This is a genomic window from Ameyamaea chiangmaiensis (assembly GCF_013376175.1).
In the GTDB taxonomy this organism is placed as follows: Bacteria; Pseudomonadota; Alphaproteobacteria; order Acetobacterales; family Acetobacteraceae; genus Ameyamaea; species Ameyamaea chiangmaiensis.
This window is the reverse complement of record NZ_JABXXR010000182.1, coordinates 1-4,689: the sequence shown is the minus strand read 5'-3', so window position 1 is coordinate 4,689 and position 4,689 is coordinate 1. Positions and strand designations below refer to the sequence as shown.

Genomic DNA, 4,689 nt, shown 5'->3' with positions numbered 1-4,689 from the left:
GGTGTGCGGCCGCCTTGGCAGGTTCCGCCGCTACCTTGGCGGGCGCCGGTGCCGTGGTGCCGCTGCCGGCCTCAACGATGGCGAGCAGGCTGCCGACCTCGACTTCGGCACCTTCCTCAACCGCGTGTTTGCCCAGCACGCCGGCTTCGGGGGCCGCGACTTCGACGCTGACCTTGTCGGTCTCGAGTTCCACCACAGGCTCGTCGGCCTTCACGGCCTCGCCCGGCTGCTTGAGCCAGCGGGCGATGGTCGCGGTCGTGACGCTCTCGCCCAGCGTCGGCACCTTGATATCGACAGACATGTCTTCCCCGTTTCCCTCTTGTGCGATCGGACCGCGCTGTATGGGTCGACCGTTCTTCTCAACTCGTTTTACACACCCGCGCGGCGTGCCGGCCACCCCGTGCCGGGCGGCCCGGACGCCGTCCGGGGAACGTCGTCAGGCAGTTCCGAGCGCCTGACGTACCAGCAAGGCCTGTTGCGCGGCATGGATTTTGGCCAGACCGGTGGCCGGACTCGCCGCGGCGTCGCGTCCGACATAGGACGGTCGCCCTGCCTTGTGCTTCAGGCCCGTCAGTACACCCTCGATCCGGCGATCGACGAACTGCCATCCGCCGTTGTTCTCGGGCTCTTCCTGGCACCAGATCACCTTGGCGGCGGGATAACGCGCCAGTTCCTTGGCCAAGGCCTCGGCCGGGAACGGGTAGAACTGTTCCAGGCGGACGATGGCCACGCGGTCGAGCTTGCCCTCGCGGCGTTCGGCCAGCAGGTCGTAGTACACCTTGCCCGAGCAGATCACGACGCGCTCGATGCTCTTGTCGGCTGCGATCGTATCGATCTCGCCGATCACCGGCTGGAAGCGCGTACCCGGCCCGAACTCGGCAAGTGTCGACACCGCGAGCTTGTGGCGCAGAAGCGATTTCGGCGTCATCAGGATCAGCGGTTTGCGCCACGAATGTGCAAGCTGACGGCGCAGGGCGTGGAAGTAGTTCGCTGGCGTGGTCAGGTTGCAGACCTGCATGTTGTTCTCGGCGCAGAGCTGGAGGTAGCGTTCCAGACGCGCGGAGGAATGCTCGGGGCCCTGCCCCTCATAGCCGTGGGGCAGCAGCATCACCAGGCCGGACATACGCAGCCACTTCGTCTCGCCCGAGGCGATGAACTGGTCGATGATCACCTGCGCACCGTTGGCGAAATCACCGAACTGGCCTTCCCACAGGACCAGCGTGTTCGGGTCGGCCAGCGAATAGCCGTATTCCACGCCAAGGACGCCGAATTCTGACAGCAGCGAGTTGTAGACCTCGATCTTGGCCTGCTCCGGGCGGATGTTGTTCAGCGGCACATATTCATTCTGGTTGATCTGGTCGATCAGAACGGCATGGCGCTGGCTGAATGTCCCGCGCTGGCAGTCCTCGCCCGACAGCCGGACGCGGTGATTTTCGAGCAGCAGCGAACCGAAGCCCAGTGCCTCGCCCGTCGCCCAGTCGATGCCTTCGCCCGACTTGAACATCTCAAGCTTGCCGCGCAGCTGGCGCAGGATGCGGGGATGGCCGGTGAAACCCTTGGGCACGGTGCCCAGCGACGTGCCGATCGCCTGCAGCGTCTCGTTCGAAAGGCCGGTTTCCGGCTGTGGCGCCTCTTCCTTGCCCGGCGGCGTCAGTCCGGCCCACGCGCCTTCCAGCCAGTCGGCCTTGTTGGGGCGATAGTCCTGGGCCGTCTTGAACGCTTCGTCCAGCTTGTCCTGGAATGCGTCCCACTGGGTGCTGGCTTCGGCTTCGGTGACCGTTCCGTTGCGAACGAGCTGCTCCGCATACAGGGTGCGCGCCGTCGGACGGGCGGCGATGGCCTTGTACATGATCGGCTGGGTGAAGGAGGGCTCGTCGGATTCGTTGTGGCCGTGACGGCGGTAACACACGATGTCCAGCACGATATCGGTCGCGAATTTCTGGCGGAAATCGGCGGCAAGACGGGCGCAATAGATAACGGCCTCGGGCTCGTCCCCGTTGACGTGCAGGATCGGTGCCTGAACGGCCTTGGCAATATCGGTGCAGTACAGGCCCGAATACGCGTGGGCCGAGACAGTGGTGAAGCCGATCTGGTTGTTCACTACGACATGGATCGTGCCGCCGGTGCGATAGCCGATGAGCTGCGACATCGCCATCGTCTCGTATACCAGACCCTGGCCGGCGAACGCCGCATCGCCGTGCAGCAGCAGCGCCATATGCGCGTGGCGGCCCTGGGTGTCGCCGTCATCGTCCTGGGTCGCGCGGACCTTGCCGATGACCACGGGGTCGACGGCTTCAAGATGAGAGGGGTTGGGTTGCAGGGACAGATGGACGGGTTTGCCGTCGACCTCGATGTCGGTCGACGTGCCCAGATGATATTTCACGTCGCCCGAGCCCTGAACGTCGTCGGGCTTGAATGACCCACCGGCGAACTCCGAGAAGATCGCGACATAGGGTTTGCGCACGATGTTGACGAGCGTGTTCAGGCGCCCGCGATGGGGCATGCCGATCGCCACCGAACGGACGCCCCCCGTGGCAGCCTGATCGATGATGGCGTGCAGCGCGGGAATGGTGACCTCGCCACCCTCAAGACCGAAACGCTTCGTGCCGACATAGCGCTTCTGGCAAAAAGCCTCGAACCCTTCGGCCTCGGTCAGGTGGTGCAGGATCGCTTTCTTTTCGGTGGCCGTCGTGCCGGTGCGCCAGTTGTCGCCTTCCAGACGGGCCTGAAGCCAGAGCCGCTGCTCGGGGTTCTGGACATGCATGTATTCGGTGCCGATCGGGCCGCAATAGACGCTGCGGAGGGCAGCCACGATCTGGTTGACCGTCGCGGTGGCGTTGTCACCCAGAAGGGATGCCACGATCTGGCCGAGATAGATCGGCCGATCCAGATCGTCCGGGCCGAAGCCATAGGTCGCGGGATCCAGGTCGGCGTGCGGCTTGGGGACCTGAAGGCCGAGCGGATCGAGCCGTGCCTCGAGATGGCCGCGCACGCGATAGGCGCGAATGAGTTGCGTGGCCCGCAGGCTGTCCTGCGCTGCGGCAATGACGCCTTCGGCCGAAGCGGGGGTGGCGACGGCAACGGGGGCTGCGACCTCGTCCTCGATCATGGAGGCGCGGGGCGCCCAGGACGCGCCCGTCGCATCGTGCAGGACGGCTGCCGCCTCGTCGTCCATGGCGGCGAAGATCGCCGCGAAGGACGGATCGACGCCGGCGGGATCTTCGGCCCAGCGTGCGTACAGGTCGGCCAGATAGACCGTATTGGCGCCGCTTAGCGCGCCGGACAGAACATCAATCCCAGGCATTCGCGTTTCCCCTCGCAACCGGCTTTTTGCCGTCGTCTGTTTTTTGTCGTGCCGATGCGCGCTGGCAACCGGCCGCGTGTTGTCGGCACTCTAGCGCCGCATCGGTAATGCGGAGGCCATCATTCAGCATGGTCTGCCTTGCTCGTTGCGCATACGAACCCCTTCGTTCGCGTCAGAAATCCTCGGACATACGGGGGTTAAAGCAAGAAATAGGCCAAACCGGGACGGTGGTGCGACGTGGCGGGGCACAAACACGATCATGTGTTCGTCCCGGTGGTCCGGGTGTGGCTGCGGGGATGGCGACGCGGGACGGGACGGTCGCCACGCCACGGGTCATGCACCGGCGGGCTGCTGCGCCTGTTCGACAGCCGTATCGTCTGCCTCGGCCGCCGTACCCCAGGTATCGGAACGCATCTCTTCCAGCCGTGAGGCCGTGCGTTCGAAGGCCACGGCGCCTTCGCCACGTTCATAGAGCCGGTCGGGCACATCCTCGGCGGATGCATAAAATCTGACCTTCTGCTCATACAGTGTGTCGACCAGCGTGATGAAGCGACGGGCGACGTCGAAATTGTCCGGCCCCAGGCGCGGCACGCCGTCGACGATCAGCACGCGAAAGCGCTGCGCCAGGGCGAGATAATCACCCGCGCCGAGCGCGCGGTCGCACAGATGCTCGAAATCGAAACGCGCCACGTCGCCGGCCGCGACAGGGACATCGAAGGCGCGGCCCATGACGTCCAGCACGACGGGCTGAACCGGCGAGCCGGCGGACTCGCGCTCGAAAATGCGGTCGAGTTCGCGTTCGGCGCGGGCATCGGGCGGGACGAGCCAGATGCGACCCGTTTCCTCGCGCCCGCGACGATAGTCGTTGGGCGAATCGAGCTCGATCGTGTCCAGCTCACGTTGCAGGATCGCGATGAAGGGTCGGAAGGCGTCGGCGCCGGGCCGGTTCTGGAACAGGTCGCCGGGACGGGTGTTCGACGTCGCGACGACGACCACGCCCTGGTCGAACAGATACTCGAACAAGCGCCCGAGGATCATGGCATCCGTGATATCGTTGACCTGAAATTCGTCAAAGCACAGCAGCCACGCATCGGCGGCAATGGCACGCGCCAGTGGCGGAATCGGGTCGCGCAACGACGGGTCGGCGGCCTTCATGGCATGCAGCCGCTTGTGGGTTTCCTGCATGAAGGCATGGAAGTGTACGCGCCGCTTGTGCGGGACGGGGGCCAGGGCGAAGAACAGGTCCATCAGCATCGATTTGCCGCGCCCCACCTGTCCGACCATATAGACGCCGCGCGGGCGTGGCGGCGGCGGCTTGGCCAGACGTGCCTTCAGGCTTCCCAGCAGACCGCCGGCGCGGGCCTGCGGCGGAGCAGGGCGGTAGG

General features: G+C 65.5%; 3 protein-coding genes. All 3 read right to left on the bottom strand.

Features of this window, described 5'->3' with window-relative positions:
• Positions 1-301, bottom strand: a 301-nt coding sequence (locus HUK82_RS14595; RefSeq protein WP_305144412.1) for a biotin/lipoyl-containing protein, incomplete at its 3' end; no start/stop codon positions are given.
• Between the two features lie 135 nt (positions 302-436).
• On the bottom strand, positions 437-3,304 hold the full coding sequence (locus tag HUK82_RS14590; protein WP_176614647.1) for a 2-oxoglutarate dehydrogenase E1 component: 2,868 nt from the start codon (positions 3,302-3,304) through the stop codon (positions 437-439).
• A gap of 333 nt (positions 3,305-3,637) precedes the next feature.
• The coding region (zapE, locus tag HUK82_RS14585) for a cell division protein ZapE (protein ID WP_176614646.1) at positions 3,638-4,689 on the bottom strand (1,052 nt) is incomplete at its 5' end.